22 protein-coding genes are annotated in these 22522 nt (G+C 70.1%); 16 read left to right on the forward strand and 6 right to left on the reverse strand.

Features of this window, described 5'->3' with window-relative positions; translation table 11 throughout:
• The first annotated feature begins 3 nt into the window (after positions 1 to 3).
• Positions 4 to 1146 carry a hypothetical protein gene (locus FY549_RS08280; RefSeq protein WP_149084617.1) on the forward strand — a complete coding sequence of 381 codons (1143 nt, stop codon included), beginning with the start codon at positions 4 to 6 and terminating at the stop codon, positions 1144 to 1146.
• Between the two features lie 5 nt (positions 1147 to 1151).
• Here FY549_RS08280 and FY549_RS08285 read toward each other — a convergent pair whose 3' ends face one another.
• On the reverse strand, positions 1152 to 2357 hold the full coding sequence (locus FY549_RS08285; RefSeq protein WP_149084618.1) for a class I SAM-dependent methyltransferase: 1206 nt from the start codon (positions 2355 to 2357) through the stop codon (positions 1152 to 1154).
• Positions 2358 to 2507: 150 nt separating this feature from the next.
• Between FY549_RS08285 and groES the strand changes: the two genes are divergently transcribed.
• The 3 genes from groES (at position 2508) to FY549_RS08300 (ending at position 5268) form a co-directional block, all read left to right on the forward strand.
• On the forward strand, positions 2508 to 2804 hold the full coding sequence (gene groES, locus FY549_RS08290) for a co-chaperone GroES (protein WP_017203655.1): 297 nt from the start codon (positions 2508 to 2510) through the stop codon (positions 2802 to 2804).
• A 131-nt stretch (positions 2805 to 2935) separates the two neighbouring features.
• Positions 2936 to 3868 carry an EamA family transporter RarD gene (gene rarD, locus FY549_RS08295; RefSeq protein ID WP_149084619.1) on the forward strand — a complete coding sequence of 311 codons (933 nt, stop codon included), beginning with the start codon at positions 2936 to 2938 and terminating at the stop codon, positions 3866 to 3868.
• 143 nt (positions 3869 to 4011) lie between these two features.
• Entirely contained in the window at positions 4012 to 5268 is a 1257-nt protein-coding gene (locus tag FY549_RS08300; protein WP_149084620.1) for an ABC transporter substrate-binding protein, read from the forward strand.
• A gap of 63 nt (positions 5269 to 5331) precedes the next feature.
• Here the strand turns inward: FY549_RS08300 and FY549_RS08305 are convergent, their stop codons facing one another.
• The 4 genes from FY549_RS08305 to FY549_RS08320 are packed head-to-tail and all read right to left on the reverse strand — an operon-like array spanning position 5332 to position 9348.
• Complete coding sequence (locus tag FY549_RS08305; RefSeq protein ID WP_149086046.1) at positions 5332 to 6069, reverse strand: ABC transporter ATP-binding protein; 738 nt, start codon at positions 6067 to 6069, stop codon at positions 5332 to 5334.
• Between the two features lie 26 nt (positions 6070 to 6095).
• A complete protein-coding gene (locus FY549_RS08310) occupies positions 6096 to 7091 on the reverse strand; it encodes an ABC transporter ATP-binding protein (RefSeq protein WP_149084621.1) in 996 nt (331 codons plus the stop codon).
• Positions 7081 to 8058 (reverse strand): branched-chain amino acid ABC transporter permease, encoded by a 978-nt coding sequence (locus tag FY549_RS08315; protein WP_149084622.1) that lies wholly within the window; start codon positions 8056 to 8058, stop codon positions 7081 to 7083. Before FY549_RS08315 ends, FY549_RS08310 begins: the two co-directional genes overlap by 11 nt.
• 3 nt (positions 8059 to 8061) lie before the next feature.
• On the reverse strand, positions 8062 to 9348 hold the full coding sequence (locus FY549_RS08320; RefSeq protein WP_149086047.1) for an ABC transporter permease subunit: 1287 nt from the start codon (positions 9346 to 9348) through the stop codon (positions 8062 to 8064).
• Between the two features lie 315 nt (positions 9349 to 9663).
• Here FY549_RS08320 and guaB point away from each other — a divergent pair, with 315 nt between their 5' ends.
• Entirely contained in the window at positions 9664 to 11166 is a 1503-nt protein-coding gene (guaB, locus tag FY549_RS08325; protein ID WP_149084623.1) for an IMP dehydrogenase, read from the forward strand.
• Positions 11167 to 11237: 71 nt separating this feature from the next.
• On the opposite strand, the gene FY549_RS08330 is transcribed toward guaB, so the two are convergent.
• On the reverse strand, positions 11238 to 11504 hold the full coding sequence (locus FY549_RS08330; protein WP_149084624.1) for a hypothetical protein: 267 nt from the start codon (positions 11502 to 11504) through the stop codon (positions 11238 to 11240).
• 252 nt (positions 11505 to 11756) lie between these two features.
• Here FY549_RS08330 and FY549_RS08335 point away from each other — a divergent pair, with 252 nt between their 5' ends.
• The 11 genes from FY549_RS08335 to FY549_RS08380 all read left to right on the forward strand — a co-directional run bounded on the left by FY549_RS08335 (position 11757) and on the right by FY549_RS08380 (position 22453).
• A complete protein-coding gene (locus FY549_RS08335) occupies positions 11757 to 12068 on the forward strand; it encodes a DUF2277 domain-containing protein (protein WP_149084625.1) in 312 nt (103 codons plus the stop codon).
• A gap of 138 nt (positions 12069 to 12206) precedes the next feature.
• Complete coding sequence (locus FY549_RS08340) at positions 12207 to 13253, forward strand: response regulator (protein WP_149084626.1); 1047 nt, start codon at positions 12207 to 12209, stop codon at positions 13251 to 13253.
• On the forward strand, positions 13254 to 14243 hold the full coding sequence (locus FY549_RS08345; RefSeq protein WP_149084627.1) for an ATP-grasp domain-containing protein: 990 nt from the start codon (positions 13254 to 13256) through the stop codon (positions 14241 to 14243). It begins immediately after the preceding gene.
• Positions 14240 to 14953, forward strand: coding sequence for a PHP domain-containing protein (locus FY549_RS08350; protein WP_149084628.1), 714 nt, complete (start codon positions 14240 to 14242; stop codon positions 14951 to 14953). Before FY549_RS08345 ends, FY549_RS08350 begins: the two co-directional genes overlap by 4 nt.
• Positions 14953 to 16440 (forward strand): glycosyltransferase family 2 protein, encoded by a 1488-nt coding sequence (locus FY549_RS08355; protein ID WP_149084629.1) that lies wholly within the window; start codon positions 14953 to 14955, stop codon positions 16438 to 16440. Before FY549_RS08350 ends, FY549_RS08355 begins: the two co-directional genes overlap by 1 nt.
• Positions 16437 to 16580 carry a hypothetical protein gene (locus FY549_RS16505; protein WP_187614834.1) on the forward strand — a complete coding sequence of 48 codons (144 nt, stop codon included), beginning with the start codon at positions 16437 to 16439 and terminating at the stop codon, positions 16578 to 16580. The genes FY549_RS08355 and FY549_RS16505 overlap by 4 nt, the downstream gene beginning before the upstream one ends.
• Entirely contained in the window at positions 16577 to 16924 is a 348-nt protein-coding gene (locus FY549_RS08360; protein ID WP_149084630.1) for a response regulator, read from the forward strand. Before FY549_RS16505 ends, FY549_RS08360 begins: the two co-directional genes overlap by 4 nt.
• Positions 16921 to 18741, forward strand: coding sequence for a PAS domain-containing sensor histidine kinase (locus FY549_RS08365; protein WP_149084631.1), 1821 nt, complete (start codon positions 16921 to 16923; stop codon positions 18739 to 18741). Before FY549_RS08360 ends, FY549_RS08365 begins: the two co-directional genes overlap by 4 nt.
• 46 nt (positions 18742 to 18787) lie before the next feature.
• The gene (locus tag FY549_RS08370) at positions 18788 to 20476 is read left to right on the forward strand and encodes an ABC-F family ATP-binding cassette domain-containing protein (RefSeq protein WP_149084632.1); all 1689 of its coding nucleotides are present in this window, start codon (positions 18788 to 18790) and stop codon (positions 20474 to 20476) included.
• 45 nt (positions 20477 to 20521) lie between these two features.
• Complete coding sequence (locus FY549_RS08375; RefSeq protein ID WP_149086048.1) at positions 20522 to 21637, forward strand: GuaB3 family IMP dehydrogenase-related protein; 1116 nt, start codon at positions 20522 to 20524, stop codon at positions 21635 to 21637.
• A gap of 57 nt (positions 21638 to 21694) precedes the next feature.
• Positions 21695 to 22453, forward strand: a complete 759-nt coding sequence (locus FY549_RS08380) for an SURF1 family protein (RefSeq protein ID WP_149086049.1) — start codon at positions 21695 to 21697, stop codon at positions 22451 to 22453.
• Positions 22454 to 22522: the final 69 nt, after the last annotated feature.

Consider the following 22522-nt stretch of genomic DNA (forward strand, 5'->3'; position numbering starts at 1 on the left):
CGGGTGGAGAGCGACGACGCGGAGGAGCTCCGTGCGCTTGAGCGGGCCGCCTATGGGCGCGACGGGGGCCTCGACGCCGCGGCGTCGCGGCGCCTGCGCGAACTCCAGGAGAAGCACCGCCGTCGCGCGGTGGCTGCCGACGCCGGGCCGGCATCGACCCCGGAGCCGCCGACCGAAGCGGAGCCCGCTGCGCCGACGGCGGTGTCTGATCCCGGTCCAGCGGCGCCGGCCGAACCGGACGGCGAGCGCGCTCCCGAGCCGAGGCCCGTCGCTCGCCGTGTCATCGTGCCGGTGCTCGCTGCGGCGGCCGCACTCCTCGCGATCGGCGTGGGGGCGGGGTGGGGGCTGTTCGCTTCCCGGATGGACGCGGTGGCGTTGACCCCCGAACAGGACCAGCGGCGGCTCGAACTCGCCGGAGAGGGCTACGACCCCGGATCGGTCCGCCCGGTGGCGGAGGCGGAAGGCGCGCTCGCCTGGTTCGCCACGCAGGACGATGGCGGGACACGGTGCCTGATCCTCGACTTGGGCGAGGACTCCCAGACCGCGTGCATGCCGCAGGATGAGGTGGCGCCCGGCCTGTTCGCCTCGCTTCCTGCCGTGGACGGCGACGGGGAGGACGCGGTCTCCGTCGACAGCGTGTCGGCGACGATGATCTTCTCCACCACGGACGAGCCGATGGTGAGCATCCAGCGGTGGAGCGCCGGGTCGTCTACGATCGCGCAGTTCGAAGGTCCACAGCGCGCCAGGGCGGAGGAACTCGTCCGCGACGGGTACACGGTCGGTCTCACTCTCCTCGGTTCCTTCCGGGAGCAGCCGGTCTGGCTCGGCGATCGCCCGTCGGAGGACGGGCCCACCCAGCGCTGTCTCATCGTCGACGCCGACGGCTCGCGACAGTGCACGGCGCTGTCGGAAGCGGTCGAGGCCGGCCTCGGCGTGCAGGTCACCGACGTCGAGCAGACGTCGGGGGCCGTGCTCGCGATCTCCGTCATCGAGGTCGCCTTCACCCGCTGGCAGGTGCCCTACCTCACCGTGACGACCGCATCGACCGCGGCCGGGACGCTCTCCGGCGACTCCTACCTCGTGACCACCGGTCCGCCGGGCGACCCGATCCGCATCGACATCCCGGGCGGCGACCCGGACGGCTGACGCGCTCAGTCCGCCGCCGGCACCCGGTCGGCGAGGATCGCCCGCCGCTGGTCGCCGTACCGCGCGAGGATCAGCGTCGCTTCGGCATCGCCGCGCAGGGTCAGCTTCCTGCGGAAGGCCGCAGGGTCGACATCCACTCCGCGCTTCTTGATCTCGATGCGGCCGATGCCGTGCGCGTTCAGGGCCGCGTTGATCGTCTTGGGTGTGATGGGCAGCGTCTCCCGGACGCGGAAGGACTGCACGAACGGGCTCGTGAGGGCGGCGTCGGAGGTCAGGTACGCGATGCGCGGGTCGAGCATTCCGGCGTCGAGGCTGCGGGCGACGTCGCCGATGAGGCGGGCCCGGATGACGGCACCGTCCGGTTCGTGGAGGAACGCGCCGAGGGACCGGACGGGGGCGTCCTCGGTGTCGGCGGGGGCGGTGAGCTCGTGCGAGCGCTCGCCGCGGATCACGAGCGCCGAGCGCCGCACGCCCTCCCGCGCCAGCTCCCTCGACCACACCACGAGTTCGACGACACTGCCGTCGGCGCTGACCCACTGCGTCTCCGCGTCCAGCGGCAGGGTGCCGCGGTCGTGGGCGGGACCGAGCTTGATCCCGGTCGGGCGCTCCGCGGCGACGCCGAAGGCCCAGTCGAGGGAGGGCGAGTAGTCGTCGGCGGAGACACGTCTGGTCTCGCTGTGACCGGAGGTGCGGCGAGCCGGATCCATCCAGACGGCCTGCCCGGCGACAGGTTCTCCGAGCGCCTCCTCCGCGGTCGCGTGGCGCACCGCGGCGTCGTCTCCGAAGGGCGCGAGGTTGTAGGCGGCGAGGGCCGCGGTCACCTCATCGGCGTCGACCGCCAGCACGGTGAGGCCGGCGCCGGCGAACGCGAGGGCGTCGCCGCCGATGCCGCAGCCGAGATCGGCCACCTCGGCGAGGCCCGCGCGACGGATCCGCTGAGCGTGCCGTGCGGCCACCGCGAGGCGCGTGGCCTGTTCGAGGCCCGCGCGGGTGAACAGCATGCGCGCGGCGAACGGACCGAACTTCGCCGTGGCCCTGGCGCGCAGGTGCGCCTGGCCGACGACCGCGGAGACGAGGTCGGGGGAGTGGCCCGCGGCGCGGAGCCGCGACACGGCGGTCGCGGCCTCGGCGGTGGACGTGATCGGCCCGACGGCGTCGAGCAGTTCGAGGCCGGCAGGGGTCAGCAGGGCGCGCAGCTCGGACATCTCCACCCTCTCAGCCTAGGTCCCGCCCGGCGACCGACCCGGGTTGGCACTCGCATTGCATGAGTGCCAGCCGACCGCCTACACTGGCATTAGCACTCTCGGGTTGAGAGTGCGAACGAGTCTTTCGTGTCAGCGTCAAGAAAGAAGAGGTAGACCGTGTCGGTTTCCATCAAGCCGCTCGAGGACCGCATCGTCATCAAGCAGGTCGAGGCCGAGCAGACCACCGCGAGTGGCCTGGTCATCCCCGACACCGCCAAGGAGAAGCCCCAGGAGGGCGAGGTCGTGGCGGTCGGCCCCGGCCGCATCGACGACAACGGCAACCGCGTTCCGCTCGACGTCGCCGTCGGCGACCGCGTGCTCTACAGCAAGTACGGCGGCACCGAGGTGAAGTTCGGCGCGGACGAGTTCCTCGTCCTGTCGGCTCGCGACGTCCTGGCGGTCGTCGTCCGCTGATCGCAGACCCCGGCTGCCTCCGCCCGCGGACGGCGGCCCGGTCCGAAGAGGGTCCGGATGCTTCGGCATCCGGGCCCTCTTTCGCGTTCGTGAGAACATCGGCCGGTCCTCGACGGGCATAGGGTTGTGCGGTGACCCCCGAGACGACCCGTGCCACCCGGACGGCGGGCGTCGCCTACGCCGGGAGCGCCTACCTGCTGTGGGGCGTGCTCCCGCTGTACTTCCTCCTGCTCCAGCCCACGGGCCCGTGGGAGGTCGTCGCCTGGCGGGTCCTGCTCTCCTTCGTCTTCTGCCTCCTGTTGCTCACCGTCACCCGCGGGTGGCCCGCGTTCCGTGCGATCGTCCGCGACCCGCGGCTGCTGGGGTGGACGGCGCTCGCCGGCCTGCTCATCTACGTGAACTGGCAGGTGTTCGTGCTCGGCACGCTCAGCGAGAACGTCGTGGAGACCGCGCTCGGCTACTTCATCAACCCGATCACGACCGTGCTGCTCGGAGTGTTCGTGCTGAAGGAGCGTATCCGTCGCCTGCAGTGGGCGGCGATCGCGATCGCGGGGGCGGCAGTCGTCGTCATCATCGTGGCGTACGGCGCCTTCCCGTGGATCGCCCTGTCGCTCACGGCGTCCTTCGGCCTGTACGGGCTCATCAAGAAGAAGATCGGCCCCGCGGTCGATGCGGTCAGCGGCCTGACTCTCGAGTCGTTCTGGCTGATCCCGATCGCCGGCGTGCAGCTCGTGGTCGTGGCACTGACGCCCGCCGGACTGACACTGGGGACCAACGGCTGGCCGCACGCCGTGTTGCTTGCGTGCGCCGGGGTGGCCACAGCCGTCCCGCTGCTGCTCTTCGCGGCCGGCACCCGGCGCGTCGACCTCACGGTCATCGGCATGCTGCAGTTCCTCACGCCGATCCTCCAGTTCGTGATCGGCGTCGCCGTGCTGCACGAGCCCATGCCGGCGGAGCGCTGGATCGGCTTCCTGCTGGTCTGGCTCGCGATCACCGTGTTCGTCGTCGACCTGCTGCTCGCCGCCCGCCGCGGGCGCCGCCTCGCCCGCGCGACGGGGCTCTGAGACTGCGACCGGAGCCCGGAAACGACGGGATCGGATCGTTAACGCACCGAGATACTTGCCTCTCCTGCGCGCGGGTCGCACGCCCTAGTGTTAGAGCACCCGACTGTGGTCACCATCCACGTTCGTTTACGCAAGGGAGCATCATGAACGCACTGAAGGGCTCGCGCAGCGCGAGGATCTTCGCCGGGATCGCGCTGGTCAGCGCCTCCGCCCTCATCATCGCGGGCTGCAGCAGCACGCCGAACGCGGAGCCGTCGGAGGGGGGCGGTGACAAGCCCGCCGCCGACCTGACGCTCAAGCTCGGTTCGCTGCTGCCCGCCACCGGCACGCTCGCGTTCCTCGGCGCGCCGATGGAAGCCGGTGTCCAGCTCGCCGTGAACCAGATCAACGAGGCCGACGCCGGCGTGACGATCGAGCTCACCGGTGCCGACGAGGGCGACCTCGACAACAAGGCCTACGAGACCTCGATCACGAACCTGCGCAACGAGGGCATCACGGCCATGGTCGGCGCCGCATCCTCCAGCGTCACCAAGCTCATCCTCGACGGCAACGCGGGCGCGGACATCCTCACGGTGTCTCCGTCGAACACGTCGCCGGACTTCACGGGTATCAACCCGCTTTACTTCCGCACCGCGCCGAGCGACAACCTGCAGGGCGAAGTGCTGGGCAACCAGATCGCCGAGGACGGCCACAAGACCCTCGGCATCATCTACCAGAACGACCCGTACGGCACCGGGCTGTTCGAGGCGATCAAGTCGACCTTCGAGGGCACGGGCGGCGAGGTCGTCGCCGACGCGTCCTACAACCAGGGTGACGGCCAGTTCAACGCGCAGGTCTCCGAGATCGCCGCGGCGAAGCCGGACGCGGTCGCCATCGTGTCCTACGACCAGTTCGCCACCATCGCGCCGCTGCTCGGCAACGCGGGGATCGACACCGGTTCGCTGTACCTCGTCGACGGCAACCTCAAGGACTGGGGCGCGGACATCTCCGTCAGCCTCGAGGGCTCGAAGGGCACCCGCGCCGGCGCCGAGCTGCCGCAGGACTTCCTGGACCAGCTGAACGAGGTCTGGACCGCCGAGGGCAACGACCCGATCGACGCCGTGACGTACTCCGCCGAGGCGTACGACGCCGTGGTCCTCATGGCGCTGTCGGCGCTCAAGGCCGGCTCCGTGGAGGGGCCGGACATCGCGGCCGAGATGATCGCCGTCTCGGGCGGTGAAGGCGACGGCGAGAAGTGCGACACCTTCGCCGACTGCGCCGCCATCATCAACGACGGCGGCACGCCGGACTACGACGGCCTCTCGGGCGAGATCACGTTCGACGAGAACAACGACCCCAAGGGTGCCGCGATCGGCGTCTACGAGTTCGACGCCGAGAACGTCACCACGCGCATCAAGTAAGGCGCACGACGAAGGCCCCGGATGCTTCGGCATCCGGGGCCTTCCTCGTGTCGGCGTGGATCGTCAGGCGGCGTCGGTGCCGAGCGTGCCGAGGTACAGGCCGATGACCTTGGGGTCGTTCAGCAGCTCCCGGCCGGTGCCCTCGTAGGCGTCCTTGCCCTGGTCGAGCACATAGCCGCGGTCGCAGATCTGCAGGCACCGGCGGGCGTTCTGCTCCACCATGATCGTCGTGACGCCGGCCTTGTTGATGTCGGAGACCCGGATGAAGGCGTCGTCCTGGCGCACGGGGGAGAGGCCGGCCGACGGCTCGTCCAGCAGCAGCACGGACGGGTCCATCATGAGCGCCCGCGACATCGCGACCATCTGCCGCTCGCCACCCGAGAGCGAACCCGCGCGCTGCTTGAGCCGCTTGCCGAGCTCACCGAAGATGCTGCTGACGAACTCCAGCCGCTCCGCGAAGATCTTCGGGTTCTGGTAGAGCCCCATCTCGAGGTTCTCCTGGATCGTGAGCGACGGGAAGACGTTGTTCGTCTGCGGGACGAAAGCGACCCCGCGTGCCACGAGCTTGTCCGCCTTGAGTCCGACGATGCTCTCGCCCTTGACGGTGATGTCGCCGTCGCGCACGTTCACCATGCCGAAGATGGCCTTCAGCAGCGTCGACTTGCCGGCGCCGTTGGGACCGATGATGCCGATCAGCTCGCCCTTGTGCGCCACGAGGTTCGCACCGTTGAGGATGTTCACCCCGGGGAGGTAGCCGGCGTGGACGTTCGTGAGCTCGACGACCACGTCGTCGTTCTTGATCTCGTTCCGCTCGGCGGGTGCGTCGGTCACGGCTTCTCCTCCTCGGTGTCCTCGGCCTCGACCTCGGCTTCGACCTCGGTCTCGATCTGCTCTCTGATGCGCTCGGCGTCGGCGTCGGAGATCACCGGCAGACGACCGGTGACGGCGCCGAGGTCCACGTCCTGGTGAGCGCCCAGGTAGGCGTCCACGACGGCGGGGTCCTCCATGACCGTCTCCGGTGGCCCTTCGGCCACGACGCGCCCCTCGGCCATCACGACGACCCAGTCGGCGATGTGGCGCACCATGTGCATGTCGTGCTCCACGAACAGCACGGTCATCCCGAGGTCCTTGAGGTCGAGGATGTGGTCGAGCAGCGACTGCGTGAGAGCCGGGTTCACCCCGGCCATCGGCTCGTCCAGCATGACAAGACTCGGGTCGCTCATCAGGGCCCGCGCCATCTCCAGGAGTTTCCGCTGCCCGCCGGAGAGGGAGGCGGCGAAGTCCTGCTCCTTGGCGTCGAGCTTGAAGCGCACGAGGAGCTCGTGGGCGCGCTGCTCGATCTCGGCCTCCTGCTTGCGCCACAGGAACGGGAACAGGCCGGCCCAGAAGCCCTCGCCGCGCTGATCCTTCGCACCGAGCTTCATGTTCTCCAGCACCGTCAGCAGCGACAGCGACTTGGTGAGCTGGAAGGTGCGCACCTGTCCCATCCGGGCCACCTTGAACGAGGGGATCCCGGAGAGGTTCTTGCCGTCGTACGACCAGGTGCCGCTGTTGGGCTTGTCGAAGCCGCACAGAAGGTTGAACAGCGTGGTCTTGCCGGCACCGTTCGGTCCGATCAGCGCCGTGATGGCGCCGCGCGGGATCTCCAGGTGATCGACGTCGACGGCGGTCAGGCCGCCGAAGCGCCTCTGCACGGCGTCGACGACCAGGATCGGGTCGACCTTCTTGACCCCGGGGGCGGCAGGACCGGTGGCGAGGCCGGTGGTCTTGGCGCGAGGGGTGCTCTTCGCGGGCGTGACGGCCGCGTCGTTCTCACTTGACAAAGGTCATCTCCCTCTTGTTCCCGAGGATGCCCTGCGGGCGGAACACGACGATGAGCATCAGCACGATGCCGATGAGGATGTAGCGCACCACGTCGGCCTGGGCGCTCGTCATGGGCAGGTAGCCGGCCGTGGCCATCGCGGGGAGGAGCGCGCCGAGGAAGGCGAACACCACCCAGAACAGCACGGCGCCGAGCGTCGGGCCGAACACCGTGGCCGCGCCGCCGAGCAGGAGGATCGTCCACAGGAAGAAGGTCAGCGAGGTGGAGTAGCTGCCGGGGATGACCGCCGACGGCAGGACGAACACGATGCCGCCCAGGGCGCCGATCACGCCGCCGACCACGAGCGCCTGCATCTTGTAGGCGAAGACGTTCTTGCCCAGCGAGCGCACGGCGTCCTCGTCCTCCCGGATGCCCTTGAGCACACGTCCCCAGGGGCTGCGCATGAGCGCCCAGACCACGAGGATCGTCAGCGCGAGGGTGAGGAGGCCGAACACCCGCACCCACAGGTCGTTCGCGTTGTAGGTCCACGGGCCAAACCCGTAGGTCCCTGGCGGGAACGGGTTCGCGTCGCGGAAGCTCTGGTGATACCCGGAGAGTCCGCCGGCCGAGTTCGTCCAGTCCTTGAACAGCTCCGTCACGAACAGCAGGCGCACGACCTCCGCGGCCGCGATGGTCGCGATCGCGAGGTAGTCGGCACGCAGGCGGAGAGTCGGGATGCCCAGCAGCAGGGCGAAGAGCGCGCCGCCCGTGATGCCGACGAGGACTCCCATCCACCACGGGACGCCGAAGGTGAGGATCGAGATGGCGTAGCCGTAGCCGCCGATCGCCATGAAGGCCGCCATGCCGAAGTTGAGCAGACCCGTGTAGCCGAAGTGCACCGCGAGGCCGGTGGCCGCGAGCGCGTACGCGATCGTCGTCGGGCTGAAGAGATAGGAGGCGGTGTTGCCGAAGATGCTTCCGAAGTCCATGCGTCAGCCCAACCTTTCCTTGCGTCCGAGGATGCCCTGCGGTCGCACGAGCAGGATGATGATCAGCGCGACGAGGGCGCTGGCGTACTTGAGGTCCGTCGGCACGCCGAGGAGCGTGGAGACCTCCACCGCGAGACCCACGATGATCGAGCCGATGAGGGCGCCGATCGCGGAGCCGAGACCGCCGAGCGTGATGGCGCAGAACATCAGCAGCAGCATCTGCATGCCCATGTCCCACTTCACGCCGGGCCGGAAGTACGCCCAGAGGATGCCCGAGATCGCGGCCAGTGTCCCGGCCAGAATCCAGACGGTGCGGATGACCTTGTCGACGTCGATCCCGGAAGCGGCCGCCAACTGCGGGTTGTCGGAGATCGCTCTCGTCGCCTTGCCGGTCCGCGTCCGGGTGAGGAAGAACGCGACGCCGAGGATCACGATGATGCTCGTCGCCATGCCGATCATGTCGATGTAGGACAGCGAGATCGGTCCGAGGCGGATCGGCTCCGGGCTCGCGCCGGGCAGCTGATAGGTGTTCCCGCCGATGATGTACTGCAGGCCGTAGCGCAGGGCGAGCGAGAGGCCGATGCTGACGATCATGAGCTGGACGACGCCGAGGCCCCGCCGCCGCAGCGGCTTCCAGATGCCGGCGTCGAGCGCCCACCCGAGCGCCGCCCCGCCGATGACCGCGGCGATGATGCCCGCCCACAGCGGCAGCTGCCAGAACGACGTGAAGACGAGGGTGATCACCGCACCCCAGGTCACCATCTCGCCGTGAGCGAAGTTCGACAGCCGGGTCGTGCCGTAGATCAGCGCGGCGCCCATCGAGGCGAGACCCAGCAGGAGGCCGAAGTTCAGGCCGCCGACCATGCGGGACAGGAGCTGATCGAGGAAGGAGACGGTCACCCGCTCGCCCTCACCGAGGAAGAAGTTGACGATCTTCGTCCCGGTGAGCCCGAACTCCAGCTCGAACGACGCCGTGGTGCCGGAGACCGGCTGGATCCCCTCGGGCAGCTGCGTCGCATCGACGATCACGCCGTCCGGGAGGGTCGACTCGTCGACCGTCAGCGTGTAGGTCTCCTTCTCGGGCACGTACAGCCGCCACTTGCCCTCGGCGTCGGTCTCGGTCTCGGCGTCGAAGCCGTTGCCCTCGATCGTCATCACGACGCCCTCGACCGGCTCGTCGCCGTTGGTGACGACACCCGCGAAGTAGAAGTCGGTGACCTCCTGACCGTCGTCCGTGGTCTCGGCGGAGGCCGCTGAGGGAGGGAGCAGGAGTGATGCCGCGAGCGCCATCAGGATTCCGAAGAAGGCGAAAGCCCAGGGGCGCTTCCGCGGTCCGGCGAGTGCTGTGGGTCCCACGCAACCTCCACTGTGAGTGCTGTCTCCGCGGACTCGGGTCGAACCGCGGGGATGGACGACGCACTTGAGCGTAATGGGCGAACGACGATTCACCTATCCTCGCCGCCAACGGTCCGGTAACGACCGGGTGCTGGGAATGTTCTCGGGCGTGTCTCGCTTAGAATCTCCATACGGGTCACGCCCGCGCACCGGTCGTCGTCGCCCACCCCTACGCACCCGGACTCGCGCACTCGCGCAGGAGGAGAATCAATGGACCAGCACGATCCCTTCGGCTTCGTCGGACTGACCTACGATGACGTGCTGCTGCTCCCGGGGCACACCGACGTCATCCCCAGTGAAGCCGACACGTCGTCCCGGATCACGCGTCGCATCTCGGTCGCGACGCCGCTGCTCTCCAGCGCGATGGACACCGTGACCGAGTCGCGGATGGCGATCGCCATGGCACGGGAGGGCGGCATCGGCATCCTCCACCGCAACCTCTCCATCGCCGACCAGGCCGCGCATGTCGACCGCGTGAAGCGCAGCGAGTCGGGCATGATCACCGACCCCATCACCACCACCCAGGACGCGACGGTGGAGGAGGTCGACGCGTTGTGCGCGAAGTACCGGATCTCCGGGCTTCCCGTCGTGGACGACGAGGGCCGGCTGGTGGGCATCATCACGAACCGCGACATGCGCTTCGTCTCCGGCTTCGAGCGGCAGAGCACCTTCGTCAAGGACGTCATGACGAGCGAGAACCTCGTCACCGCTCCGGTGGGTGTGGCGGCGGGCGAGGTCATCGCCCTGTTCGCCAAGCACCGTGTCGAGAAGCTGCCCCTCATCGACGAGGACGGCAAGCTCGCCGGGCTCATCACGATCAAGGACTTCGACAAGAGCGAGAAGTACCCCCTCGCCACCAAGGACGACCAGGGACGGCTGCGCGTCGGTGCCGCCATCGGCTTCTTCGGCGACGCCTGGGAGCGTGCCGAAGCCCTTCGCGACGCGGGTGTGGACGTGCTCGTGGTCGACACGGCCAACGGCCAGTCGCAGGGCGTGATCGACCTCGTCAAGCGCCTCAAGGCCGACGAGTCGTTCGCCCACATCGATGTGATCGGCGGCAACGTCGCGACCCGTGAGGGCGCCCAGGCGCTCGTGGACGCGGGCGTCGACGCCGTCAAGGTGGGCGTGGGACCCGGCTCGATCTGCACGACCCGCGTCGTCGCCGGTGTCGGCGTGCCGCAGGTCACGGCCGTCTACGAGGCCTCGCTCGCCGCGCGTCCGGTCGGGATCCCGGTGATCGCCGACGGCGGCCTGCAGTACTCGGGCGACATCGCGAAGGCGCTCGTGGCGGGTGCGGACGCCGTGATGCTGGGGTCGCTGCTCGCCGGAACGGACGAGTCGCCGGGCGAGATCGTCTTCCAGTCCGGAAAGCAGTTCAAGCAGTACCGCGGCATGGGGTCGCTCGGCGCCATGCAGACGCGCGGCAAGCAGACCTCCTATTCCAAGGACCGCTACTTCCAGGCCGACGTGCCCAGTGATGACAAGCTGATCCCGGAGGGCATCGAGGGTCAGGTGCCGTACCGCGGGCCGCTCTCGGCTGTGGCGTACCAGCTCGTCGGCGGGCTGCGGCAGTCGATGTTCTACGTCGGTGCCCGCACCATCGAGGAGCTCAAGCAGCGCGGCAAGTTCGTGCGCATCACCTCCGCCGGGCTCAAGGAATCGCACCCGCACGACGTGCAGATCGTCGTCGAGGCGCCGAACTACAAGAAGTGAACTCCGACCCCGAAAGGGGACGCAGGAAGGGCCGGATGCGACGCATCCGGCCCTTCCTGTCTGCGGCGCGGTCAGCCGCAGCGATACGTGACGCCGCCGACGTCCCAGACGCCGGGGCCGAGCTCGGCGCACATCCCGATCACGCCGGCCAGCACGGTCACCAACAGGATGATGCCGATGATCGCGAGGATCGTCAGGATGGCGCCGACGACGATGCCAGCGATCGCCAGGCCCCTGGGTGCCCTGGCCTTGCCGAGTTGGACGAGGGCGATGATGCTGAGGATGAGACCGACGGGCGGCAACAGGAACGCCAGCACGAGGCCGATGATGGACAGCACCCGTCCCGGTGGGGAGGTCGGCGCGTCCTGCCCGAACGGAGCTCCGGGCGGTGGGGGGGCGTCGGAGCGGCGGGGGATCCCTGGTACGGGCCTCCGGCCGAGGGGCGGGCTGTAGGGCGGCGGGGGAGTCGGGGGGGCGGCGTGTTCGTCATGTTCTCTCCTCGGTGACCGTGGGTAGCCCAGAGCGTACCGAGGGCCGCGCGGACGTGTCATCCCCTTCCGTGGCTCGAGCACCGGGCGTACGGTGCCGGTATGTGCCGAAACATCGTCCCGCTGAACAATCTCGAACCCGCAGCCACGGATGAGGAGTGTCACGAGGCGGCGCTCCAGTTCGTCCGCAAGATCGCCGGGACGACCGCGCCGTCGCGCGCGAACCGTGAGGTGTTCGACCGGGCGGTCGCGGAGATCGCGGCGTCGACGCGTCGGCTGCTCGACGATCTGGTGACGGCGGCGCCGCCCAAGAACCGCGAGGAGCAGGCGGAGAAGAGACGGGCCCGCTCGGCGGAGCGCTACGAGGCGATCCGGCTGTATCAGCAGGAGAAACGAGCGGCGCGCGCGGGCTGAGGCGCCTGCGGCCCGGGACGGGCGCCCTGTGCCAGAATCGACGTACCCCGCTCGACTTTCCCCGCGGCTCGGTGACGAAGGCACCGATGCCGCGATGCCGGCCCCCTCGGCAGGGAATCTCCCCAAGGAGAGCTGTATATGGCTGAGGCCTCCCCTCGCGTCCTCGTCGTCGACGACGACCACGACGTCGCGCTGCTCGTCAAGACCGTCCTGGAACGGCGAGCGGGCTGTGTGGTCGAACTCGCCGACGACGGCCGGTCCGCGATCGAGAAAGCCGCCGTGACACCGCCCGACGTCGTCGTCACCGACATCGAGATGCCGGGACTGAGCGGTCTGGAGTTGTTGGCCGAGCTGCGGCGCACCATGCCGACCGTGCCGGTCATCGTGATGACGGCCCACGTCTCGGTGGAGTATGCGGTGTCCGCACTCCGCGCGCAGGCCGACGAGTTCCTCACGAAGCCGCTCGACAACGCCCGACTCGTGGAGTCGGTCACCCGGCTCGTCGAGGAGTCCCGACGCCGGAAGGCCGAGGCCAAGACCGGCGAGGTCGTCCTCGCGATCGGGGCGCACCCGGACGACGTCGAAATCGGCGTCGGCGGCATCCTCGCCGCACACGCCGCCGCGGGGGACCGGATCACGATCCTCACGCTCTCCCGCGGGGCCCGCGGCGGTGATGCGGACAGCCGCCAGCACGAGTCGCTCGCCGCCGCCGAGCAGGTGGGCGCCCGCCTGTTCGTGAAGGACCTCGTCGACACCGAGATCTCGGGCGGGGGTTCGACGGTCCGCCTCATCGAAGAGGTCGTGCAGGAGATCCAGCCGACCATCGTCTACACCCACTCGCACAACGATCGCCACCAGGACCACCGCGCAGTGAACGAGGCGACGATCGTGGCGACCCGCCGCGTCGGCACGGTCGCCTGCTATCAGAGTCCCTCCGCGACCATCGACTACCGGCCCACGCGCTTCGTCCGCATCGACCGCTTCCTGGACGACAAGCTGCGCCTGCTGGCGTGCTTCCAGTCGCAGACGGCGGCGAACCGGGACTATCTCGCGCCCGAGTTCGTCACCGCCACCGCCCGGTACTGGTCGAGGTTCGGTGGCGGCGAAGCCGTCGAGCCCCTGGAGGTCGTGCGGGAGACCGCCGAGTTCATCGGTGCCCACGAACTGACGCGACGGGAGAGCTGAATGACGAAACGCGTGTTGGTCACCGGTGCCGGTGGCCCCGCCGGCGTCGCGGTGATCCGGTCCCTGCTGCGGCGGGCCGACCTCACCGTCTTCGCCGCGGACATGGACGGGTGGGCCAGTGGCATCTACCTCGTCCCCCCGGCGCAGCGGCGTCTCGTACCGCCGGGGCGTGACCCGGACTTCGTGCCGGCGATCGCGCGGCTGGTCGCGGAGGACGGTCTCGACCTCGTGATCTCGACCGTCGACGTCGAGCTGATCGCCCTCGCGGACCGCCGCGACGAGCTCGCCCCCGCCGTGCTCGCGGCCCCGCCCGCGGACACCCTGCACACCGCTCTCGACAAGCTCGCGCTCGCCGAGCGCTGCGCCCCGACCGGACGCGTGCCGCGCACCGCGCTCGCCGGCCCGGACGCCGCGGAGGTCGCGTGGGAGTTCCCCGTGTTCGCCAAGCCCCGGCAGGGAGCGGGCAGCCGCGGGGTGCGCCTCGTGCCCGATGCGGCCGCGCTCGCCGCGTTGCCCGTGGACGAGGGGCTGATCGTCCAGGACTTCCTCCCCGGTGACGAGTACTCGGTCGACGTGATCGCCGATGCGGCGGGCGGCGTGGTCGCCGCGGTGCCCCGCACGCGCGCCCGCGTGGACTCCGGGGTCGCCATCGCCGGCCGCACCCTCCGCGACCCCGAGCTCGAGGAGACGGCCGCCGCCATCGCCCGGGCGATCGGGCTGGTGGGCGTGGCGAACGTGCAGCTCCGGCGTGACCGCGACGGCCGGGCCGTGCTGCTCGAGGTCAACCCGCGCTTCCCCGGGGCGCTCCCGCTCACGATCGCGGCCGGCGTCGACATCCCGTCGCTCGTGGCCGACCTCTTCCTCGGGAGGGAGATCCCGGTGCACGTGCCGTTCCGCGAGGTCGCCTCGGTGCGCTTCCTGGAGGACGTGATCGTCGAGGTCGACGAGGTCCTCGTGTCGGCGCACGCCGGGCACCAGGAGGAGCTGTGAGCCATCCCGCGCTGCGCGGCGATCACCACGTCCACTCCACGTTCTCCGACGACGCGGTCTCCACGCTGGAGGAGAACGTGGGGGCTGCGGCGGCCGCCGGTCTCGCGACGGTGCGCCTCGTCGACCACGTGCGGCAGAGCACGACCTGGGTTCCCGAGTACCTCGCCGCGGTCCGGCGCCTGCGCGTGCCCGAGGGGCTGACGGTGCTCACGGGCGTCGAGGCGAAGATCCTCGACGTCTCCGGGGAGCTCGACATCCCGTCGCTCCCGCGGGGGATCGACCGGATCCTCATCGCCGATCATCAGTTCCCCGGGGTGGACGGGCCGTTGGGTCCCACCGCCGTCCGCGAGCGGATGGCCGCAGGCTGGGCCGCCGCCGACGTCCTCGATCAGTTCGTGGATGCCGTGATCGCGACGATGCGCCGCCACCCCGGCAACCAGCTCGCGCACTGCTTCTCGATCCTGCCGAAGATCGGTCTCACGGAGGGAGAGCTGGGTGCCGAGCGCCTGGACGCGTGGGCCCGGGCCGCCGCGGAGACCGGCACCCTCGTCGAGGTGAACGAGAAGTGGGTCTGCCCCGGAGCGGAGGCGCTGACCGCGCTGGAGCGCGCCGGCGCGGGGATCGTCGCGTCGACCGACAGCCACGCGGCCGCGGACGTCGGCCGGTACTCCCGAATCGTCCCACTGCTCGAGCCGTCGGAGGGACGCTGATGCCGGAACTGAGCTGGATCGAGACGGTCGTCGTCGTCATCCTCCTCCTGTGCGTGCTCATCGGCACGCTGCCCGTGGTCAACACGGGGCTGCAGTTCCTGATGCTGCCGCTGCACGCCTTCCGCAACCACTACGGCAAGGCCGCCCCGTACCACCCGAACGTGGCCGTGGTGATCCCGGCATGGAACGAGGGACTGGTCATCGGTCCGGCGATCGAGCGTCTGTTGCAGCTGGAGTACCCCGCCGAGCGCCTGCGGGTCTTCGTCGTCGATGACGCGTCCACCGACGACACCCCGGCGATCGTGCAGCAGAAGGCCGCGACCTACCCCGGTCGCGTCGTCCACCTGCGGCGGGAGAAGGGCGGCGAGGGGAAGGCGCACACCCTCAACCACGGCCTCGATGTCGTGCTCGCGGACCCGTGGACCGAGGCGGTGCTCATCATGGACGCCGACGTGATCTTCGCTCGCGATTCACTGCGCAAGCTCACCCGGCACCTCGCCGACGAGAAGGTGGGGGCGGCCACGGCCTACATCGCGGAGGGCAGCAGGGACCGCAACTACCTCACGCGCTTCATCGCGATCGAGTACGTCATCGGACAGCTCTCGGCGCGGCGCACACAGAATGTCGGAGGAGCCATCGCGTGTCTCGCCGGGGGAGCGCAGCTGCACTCCCGAGCGAATCTCGAGGCGATCGGCGGCCGCATCCCGACCGGCACGCTCGCCGAGGACACCATGACGACCTTCGAGAGCCAGCTCCGGGGCCGCCGGATGGTGTTCGAGCCGCATGCCGTGGTGTTCGCCGAGGAGCCGCGCACGATCGACAGCCTGTGGAAGCAGCGTCTGCGCTGGGCGCGCGGGAACGTGCAGCTCACCTCGATCTACAAGAAGCTGTGGTTCCGGCCGAGCCGCGACCACAACCTCGGCAGCATCGCCTTCGGTCTCGCCTGGTTCACGATCCTGCTGATGCCGGCGCTCATGCTCCTCGCCGCCGCCGCGATGATCGTCCTCCTGCTCCTGCACAGCGACATCGCCGAGTTCATCTTCCGGTTCATGTGGATCGCGGCCGCGTGCATTTACATCTTCTCGATGCTCTACTCGGCACAGCTCGACCCGCGGATCGGGCGACAGTCCTGGCGTGAGGCGATCATGTTCCCCGGCCTTGGCGCCCTCATCCTCATGGCACTGGCGCTCTTCCCGTGGGCCTTCGACAGCCTGATCCGGGCCTTCGGAGAGGAGCCGTCCGAGCAGACACGCGTGCTGTGGCTGGTGGCCTTCTATCTCTGGGGGCCGGTGTCGATGCTGGGCATCTGGCTCGCCAGAGCGGTCGAGCCGCTGCCCGCCGGTCGCTTCTTCGCGGGGCTGCTCCTGTACGTCTGCGGGTACGGTTCGCTGCTCTGCGCGATCACCGCCGACTCCTACCTGAAGGAATGGCGTCGCGCGGATGCCTCCTGGATCAAGACCGAGAAGATCGGACGGGTCGACTCATGAGCGATGCCCCCTCGCACGACGCCGAAGTCGAAGAGATCGCCGCCGATGCCCGGAAGGAGCGGCGGCTCGTCCCGCAGGCGCTGCTCTCGCTCGCCGTCGTCGTCGTGATCGTCGTCGTCCGAGAGCTGCTCCTGCGATGACCGGACGGCCGCTCGCCCTGGTCGTCGAGGACGCGCCGGACCAGGCGACCCTCCTCGGGCGCTACCTCGACCGTGAGGGCTTCGACGTGTTCGTCGCGCCCGATGCGGAATCCGCGATCGCGGCGTTCCCCGACATCGAGCCCAAGGTCGCCGTCCTGGATCTGCTGTTGCCGGGGATCTCCGGTCAGGCCTGCTGCCGGCTCGTCCACGAGCGCTACCCGGACTGCTTCGTCATCGTCAGCTCCGTCCTCGACGTCGCGGAGTATCCGCCGGCCGACGCCGCACTGCCGAAGCCGATCACCGGGGCGGACCTGCATCGCGTCGTGGAGAGGGTGCCGCGGTGAGGGCCACGCCACTGGAACGCGCGGAGAACCGCTGGTACCGGGTCGTCGACAACCCGAGCCCCATCGTCAAGCAGATGCCGACGCTCGTCGCCGCCGCGCTCGCGGGCGTGATGACGTGGGCCATCCCCGGTCTGCCGTTCACCGATGTCGCCCTCGCGCTGGTGGGCCTCGCGGTCGTCCTCGTCGCGACGGTGCACGCCGGCGTGCTCAGCGCACGGCACATCCGCGAGGGCTGGATCGTGCTGCTGGTCCCGATGGTCGACATCGTCGGACTCGGGCTGTTCCGGGCCGGGACCGGAGGCGCGGCGTCGCTCTTCGGGTCGCTCGTGCTGCTGCCGGTCATCTGGATCGCCGCCGCTCCCGGGATCCGCTGGGTCTTCGTCGTCGGCGCCCTGACGTCGATCGCTCTCCTGATCCCCTACGTCGCCGAGCCGCCGACGAACGCGGTGGTGTGGCTCCGCGGGGTCGTGGGGCCTCTCGTCTTCGCCGCCGTCGCCGCGGTGGTGAACGAGCTCTCACGGCAGCAGCGCCTGCGGGTCCAGCAGGCGGAGGAGCTGGTCACCGAGCGGACCAAGGCGCTTTCCGAGAACGTCTCGATGATCGTCCAGCTTCGGCAGAAGGAGCACGAGTACCGGGTGCTCCTCGACTCGTTCGAGGGTCTGTGGGCGTCCATCACCGCCCAAGCCGTGATCGGCACGGACCGAGCCGGCCGGGTCACGGCCTGGAATCCCGGGGCCGTCCGCCTGCTCGGCCTCTCCCACGACGAAGCCCTCGACGACGTCCGCGTGGACCGCTTCTTCTCGGCGTCGGCGCTGACGTTCCTGGCGGAGGACACGGAGGCGCGCGGGGAGGTCGCGGGTGCCTCGCCCGTGCGCGACGAGGCGCCCGGGCACAGCGAGCTTCCGGAGGGACTTCGTGCGCTCTTCGCGCAGGCGGACGCGGGGCAGACCGTCGACGGTGACATCGAGGTCAGGACCGCTGGTGGGACCACGGTGCCGGCGCGCGTGACGGTGACCCCGCACAAGGACCCGTCGGGTGCGCAGCAGGGCTACCTCTTCGTGCTCACCGACGAGACCAGAGCCGTCGAGGTCGCCCGGATGAAGGACGAGTTCGTCGGCATGATCTCCCACGAGCTGCGCACGCCGCTGAGCGCCATCATCGGCTTCCTCGACCTGCTGCAGAACGATCCGGGACAGCCTCTGACCGAGGACCAGCAGGAGTTCGTCGGCATCATCGAGCGGAACGCGAAGCGCCTCCTCAACCTCGTCGGCGATCTTCTGTTCACGGCGCAGGTGGAGTCGGGACGCTTCCCCCTGGAGCGGGACGAGGCAGACGTCGCCGACATCGTGCGCTCGGCGGTCGCCTCCGCGGGGCCCCACGCCCAGCGCGAGGGGATCGAGCTGGACCTGCAGGTCGGCGATGAGCCGATCCCGCTGTTCGTCGACCCCGGTCGCATCGGGCAGGCGGTCGACAACCTCCTCTCCAACGCCATCAAGTTCACTCCACGCGGCGGCCGCGTGGCGGCGGTCGTGCGCCGGGTCGACGGCGGCGTGCAGATCGCCGTCGCCGACACCGGCGTCGGCATCCCGGAGGACGAGCAGGGCATGCTGTTCACCCGGTTCTTCCGGGCATCGACGGCCACGCGGAACGCGGTGCCGGGCATCGGTCTCGGTCTCACGATCACCAGGGCGATCGTGCTGGCGCACGGCGGCACGATGGACGTCACCAGCCAGGAGGGCGTCGGCACCGAATTCCGCTTCGTGCTCCCGGCCGCTCCCAAGACCGAGGTCCTGCAGACGCTCAGCCGCGCGGACTGATAGCCTGGTCGGCTCGCCGTCCGCGGGCGGAAGGACGGCCACGCTGGTGGGGTACATCGACGCATCCGGGATCTCGCTGACGCTTCCCGACGGCAGACCGCTTCTCGACGACGTATCGTTCCGCGTCGGCGCGGGGTCGACGAGCGCCCTCATCGGGCCGAACGGGGCGGGCAAGACCACGCTGTTGCGGATCATCCGCGGCGAGCTGCCTGCCGACGACGGCGTCGTGGCCATCGACGGCGGCCTCGGCGTCATGGACCAGTTCGTCGGGCACGGCGAACCGGGCCAGACCGTGCACGAGCTGCTCGTGCGCGTGGCCCCCACGCGTCTGCGGGCGGCGGCGGAGGCGCTGGACGCGGCGGAGAACGCGCTCATCGACCGGGACGAGCACGACACCCAGATGGCCTACGCCTCGGCTCTCGCCGAGTACGCGGACGCCGGAGGCTACGAGCACGAGACGATCTGGGACCAGTGCACGGTCGCGGCTCTCGGGGTGCCGTTCGAGCGCGCCCGCTACCGCGAGCTCACCTCGCTCTCGGGAGGCGAACAGAAACGCCTCGCCTTGGAGGCGCTGCTGCGCGGGCCCGACGAGGTCCTCCTCCTCGACGAACCGGACAACTATCTCGACGTGCCGACCAAGCGGTGGCTCGAGGAGAGGCTGCGCGCCACGGACAAGACCGTGCTGCTGGTCTCGCACGACCGCGAGCTCCTGGCCCGCGCCGCCGATCGGCTCATCACGCTCGAGCCCGGCGCGGCGGGTTCGACCGCCTGGGTGCATGGCGGCGGCTTCGCCACCTACCACCAGGCTCGGACCGACCGGATGGACAGGCTCGACGAGCTGCGACGGCGGTGGGACGAGCAGCACGAGAAGCTGCGCGTCCTCGTGGCGAACCTCAAGGTGAAGGCCGCGGCCAACGACGGGTTCGCTTCGCGCTACCAGGCCGCTCAGACACGGCTGCGGAAGTTCGAGGAGGCGGGCCCGCCGGAGGAGCGGCCCCCGGCGCAGGAGTTCGACATACGGCTGCGCGGTGCCAGGACCGGGAAGCGGGCGGTGGTGGCGGACCGGCTCGGGTTGTCGGGCCTCATGCGTCCGTTCGACGCCGAGATCTGGTACGGCGACCGCGTCGGCGTCCTCGGCTCGAACGGCTCAGGCAAGTCGCACTTCCTGCGGCTGCTGGCCCGGGGCGGGACCGACCCGGATCCGTCGCTCGGCCACGTCACCGCCGCAGGGGAGGAGCTCGGCCCCGTCGACCACACCGGACGTGCGGTGCTGGGCGCGCGGGTCGTGCCGGGGCTCTTCGCGCAGACCCACGCCCACCCGGAGTTCGTGGGCCGTACGCTGCTGGAGATCCTGCATCGCGGAGACGACCTGCGCGACGGCATGCCCCGCGACGCGGCCAGTTCTGCTCTGGACAGGTACGGCCTGGTCCGACAGGCGCAGCAGCCGTTCGAATCGCTCTCCGGCGGGCAGCAGGCACGCTTCCAGGTGCTCTTGCTCGAGCTCTCCGGGGCGACCCTCCTGCTCCTCGACGAGCCCACCGACAACCTCGATCTGGAGTCGGCGGAGGCGCTGGAGGACGCGCTCGAGCGCTTCGAGGGCACGGTGGTCGCCGTCACGCACGACCGTTGGTTCGCGCGCTCGTTCGACCGGTTCCTCGTGTTCGGCGCGGACGGCGAGGTCTACGAGTCCGATGAACCAGTGTGGGACGAACGGCGGGTGGCGCGTGCACGTTGACCGCCGCGGAGGCTCCCGGGCGCCGGGTAGGCTGGACGGGTGACCATGGAGATCGAGCTCGGCCGAGGAAAGCGTGCGCGTCGCGCGTACACGTTCGACGACATCGCGGTGGTGCCGTCGCGGCGCACCCGGAACCCCGAGGACGTGTCCACCGCATGGACGATCGACGCCTTCGGGTTCGAGATCCCGGTGCTCGGCGCGCCGATGGACTCTGTCGTCAGCCCCCGCACCGCGATCATGCTCGGGCAGCTCGGCGGCCTGGGGGTGCTCGACCTCGAGGGGCTGTGGACCCGTTACGAGGATCCGGAGCCGCTGCTCACCGAGATCGCCGGTCTGGCGGAGGACCGTGCGACCGTGCGCATGCAGGAGCTGTACTCCGAGCCGATCAAGCCCGAGCTCATCACCCGCCGTCTCGCTGAGATCCGCGAGGCGGGTGTCACCGTCGCCGGGTCCCTCACCCCGCAGCGCACGCAGGAGTTCTACGACACCGTCGCCGCGGCGGGGGTGGACCTGTTCGTCATCCGGGGCACGACCGTCTCCGCCGAGCACGTGTCGAGCGTGGCGGAACCGCTGAACCTCAAGAAGTTCATCTACGACCTCGATGTGCCGGTGATCGTGGGCGGCGCGGCGACCTACACGGCCGCGCTGCACCTCATGCGGACGGGCGCGGCCGGCGTCCTCGTCGGCTTCGGCGGCGGTGCGGCGTCCACCACCCGCGCCACCCTCGGCATCCACGCGCCGATGGCGACCGCGGTGTCCGACGTGGCGGCCGCGCGGCGCGACTACCTCGACGAGTCGGGCGGGCGCTACGTCCACGTGATCGCCGACGGCGGTGTGGGCACGTCGGGCGACATCGTGAAGGCGGTCGCCATGGGTGCCGACGCGGTCATGCTCGGCGTCGCCCTGGCCCGCGCCACGGACGCTCCGGGGCAGGGTTTCCACTGGGGCCCGGAAGCTCACCACCCGAAGCTCCCCCGGGGTCGTCGGGTGGAGGTCGGCGGCATCGGCACGCTGGAGGAGATCCTGTACGGGCCGGCCCCCGTCGCCGACGGCACCGCGAACCTCATCGGCGCGCTGCGCAAGTCGATGGCCACCACCGGGTACTCCGACCTCAAGGAGTTCCAGCGGGTCGAGGTCGTGCTGGCCCCGTACGAGGCCTGAGGTCTCCGCGCCACCGTGACCGCTCCTGCTCCGTTCCCGCCGACCCTCCGCGAGGTCATGCTGCGGGGACGCTGGATCGCGATGCTCCTCCTGTGCCTCGTCGTCGCCGGGGTGTTCGCCTGGCTCGGTCAGTGGCAGCTGGAGCGGGCGATCGAGACCGATCCGCCGCCGCCCGGGGCGACGGAGCAGGTGCGCCCGCTGACGGAGGTGGTCGAGCCGGGGGAGTACCTCCCGGAGCCGCTCGTCGGCCAACGCGTGGAGACCGAGGGTGTCTGGATCCCCGGCGACTTCCTCGTCGTCGGGAGCCGCTTCAATGACGGCGTGGAGGGCTACTGGGTGACCGGACAGCTCCGCGTCGACGAGCGGCTCTCGCTGGCGGTGGCGATCGGTTGGGCTCCGGATCGCGATGCCGCGGACGCGGCCGTGGAGCGCCTGGAGTCCGCCGCGGACGGTGCCGTGGTGGAGGTCGCCGGCCGCGTCATCTCGGACGAGGGCCCGTCGGTGCCTCCGCGGACGGACCCGGAGCAGCTGGACCGGATGTCCCCGGCCGCCCTGCTGAGCCGCTGGCACGATATCGAGCAGCTCGACGTGTATCGCCCGTACCTCGCTTCGACGACGGCATCGGCGGGACTCGTCGACATCGCCTCCCCGGCCCCGGAGGAGCAGTCCCCGGTCAACTGGCTCAACGTCTTCTACGCGGCCGAGTGGGTCATCTTCGCGGGCTTCGCGTTCTACCTCTGGTATCGCCTGGCGAAGGACGCGTGGGAGCGCGAGCTCGAGGAGTTCGAGGATGCCGAGGGAGCGGCGGCGGTCTGACGGCGCCTGCGCATCCGCGCGTCCACCCATGCGCTTCTGCGCGCGGCGAGGCCCCCGTGTGAACCTTCG

The organism is Microbacterium sp. 1S1 (genome assembly GCF_008271365.1).
Classification (GTDB): domain Bacteria; phylum Actinomycetota; class Actinomycetes; order Actinomycetales; family Microbacteriaceae; genus Microbacterium.